General features: G+C 67.7%; 2 protein-coding genes. Both read left to right on the top strand.

Annotated elements, in window-relative coordinates; genetic code table 11:
* The first annotated feature begins 86 nt into the window (after positions 1-86).
* Positions 87-1,022, top strand: a complete 936-nt coding sequence (locus tag IRZ30_RS17080; RefSeq protein ID WP_294086914.1) for an ABC transporter permease — start codon at positions 87-89, stop codon at positions 1,020-1,022.
* A gap of 62 nt (positions 1,023-1,084) precedes the next feature.
* A complete protein-coding gene (locus tag IRZ30_RS17075) occupies positions 1,085-2,032 on the top strand; it encodes an ABC transporter permease (protein ID WP_294086913.1) in 948 nt (315 codons plus the stop codon).
* The last annotated feature ends 119 nt before the right edge of the window (positions 2,033-2,151 follow it).

Here is a 2,151-nt window from a genome sequence, read left to right as displayed (position 1 = left end):
CCGCCGCACCGGCTCCGGCCGGTCTGGCGGCGCGGGCCATTCCAGGCTGCGACCGGGGTGTCGCACGATACGGGAAGTGAATCCCCATGGGACGTTTCATCATCCGGCGTCTCCTCCAATCGATTCTCGTCGTCATTGGCGTCACCTTGCTGGTCTTCGTCGTGCTCTTCAAGACCGGCGACCCGGTGGTCCTGCTGGTGAGCCCCGACGCGACCAAGGAGGAGATCGAGCAGATCCGGCACGAACTGGGCTTCGACCGACCCTGGTACGTGCAGTACGCCGACTTCATGAGCGACGCGCTGCGGGGCGACTTCGGCATCTCGCTGCGGCAAAAACAGCCGGTCTTCAAGCTGGTGGTGGAGCGCATCCCGGCCACGCTCGAGCTGGCCATCGCCGCGTTCATCATCTCGATCGTGGTGGCGATCCCGGTCGGCATCATCTCCGCCACCCAGCGCAACTCGATCTGGGACAACCTGAGCATGGGCTTCGCCCTCCTCGGGCAGTCGCTGCCGGTCTTCTTCCTCGGGGTGATGCTCATCTTCATCTTCGCCGGTCAGCTCAAGGTGTTACCCAGCTACGGCCGCGGCGACGGCACGCTGGTCGGTGAACTCCGCCACCTGATCCTGCCCGCCGTCACGCTGGCGACCTTCACGCTGGCGCGTACCGCGCGCCTGGTGCGCTCCAGCCTGCTGGAGGTGCTGGGCCTCGAGTACGTCAAGACCGCCCGCGCCAAGGGACTGGCCGAGCGGGTCGTGATCCTGCGCCACGCATTGCAGAACGCGTTGATCCCGGTCGTCACCGTGCTGGGCCTGGAGCTCGGCACGCTGCTGGGCGGTGCGGTGATCACCGAGACGGTGTTCGCCTGGCCGGGAGTCGGCCGGCTGGTCATTAACGCGATCCAGCAGCGCGACTTTCCGGTCGTGGTCGGCGCGGTGACGCTGGTGGCGGTCATGTTTGTCGTGATCAACCTGGTGGTCGACGTGCTGTACGGCGTGCTCGACCCACGGGTGCGCTACTCGTAGCGCTCCCGCACGAGGCGGGGCGCGTGGAGCTGCCAACCCAGGGGACATGAGGGGTTTACGGGATGGCTAAGAGCGACGACGCTGTAGTCCAGGCCGGGAGCCGTGCAAGTGCCGGGGCGCTGACCGAGTTCGGGGCGACGCGACCGACTCGGCGGCGAATGCCGCGCGCACTGCGCAGCCTCCTCCAGAACCGGCTCGCCGTCTTCGGCGCCCTGATGCTGGTGCTCGTCGTCATCGCGGCGGTTGCGGCACCGGTGCTCAGCGACCTGGATCCGCGCCGGGGCGAGATCCTGGCCAGCAAGAAGCCGCCGGCCTGGAGCAGCGGCGGTAGCTCGGAGTACCTGCTCGGCACCGACGCGCTCGGCCGCGACATCTACACCCGCATCCTCTACGGGGCGCGCATCTCGCTGCTCGTCGGCATCGTCGCGGTGCTGATCGCCGGGGCGATCGGCGTGACGCTGGGCCTGATCTCCGGCTACTACGGAGGCCGGATCGACGACATCATCATGCGCATCGCCGAGATCCAGCTCGCGGTGCCCTTCATTCTGTTCGCCATCGCCATCCTGGCGGTATTGGGCCAGGGATTGGACAAGATCATCATCACCCTCGGCGTGACCGGATGGGTCACATACGGCCGCGTCGTGCGCGGGCAGGTGTTGTCTTGGAAGCAAGCCGAGTTCGTCGAAGCGGCCCGCGCCATCGGCGCGCGCGACTTCGCGATCATGGTCAAGCACATCCTGCCCAACACCTTCGCCTCGATCATCGTCATCGCCAGCTTCGCCGTCGCCAGCACGATCCTGGCCGAGGCCTCGTTGTCGTTCCTCGGCCTCGGCGTGCCGCCGGATGTGCCCACCTGGGGCGGTATGGTCGCCGCCGGGCGCGACTACATTCTCACCGGCCAGTGGTGGATGTACACCTTCCCCGGCATCGCCATCATGCTGACCGTCCTCGGGATCAACACCGTCGGCGACTGGCTGCGCGACTACCTCGACCCACGGCTCAACGTCTAGCCACCGCGGCACGGCTCCGGGGCCATGGAGCCTGACTACTGAATAGGGCGTACGCAATCAGCCCGGGGCTCGTCCCCGGGCGGGTTGGGGCGGCCCGGGGGGCCCCCCGCGCGGAAACG

The organism is Sphaerobacter sp., from assembly GCF_019683595.1.
GTDB lineage: Bacteria > Chloroflexota > Chloroflexia > Thermomicrobiales > Thermomicrobiaceae > Sphaerobacter.
Note: the sequence above shows the minus strand (reverse complement) of the source record. Positions and strands in the feature narration are given on the sequence as shown.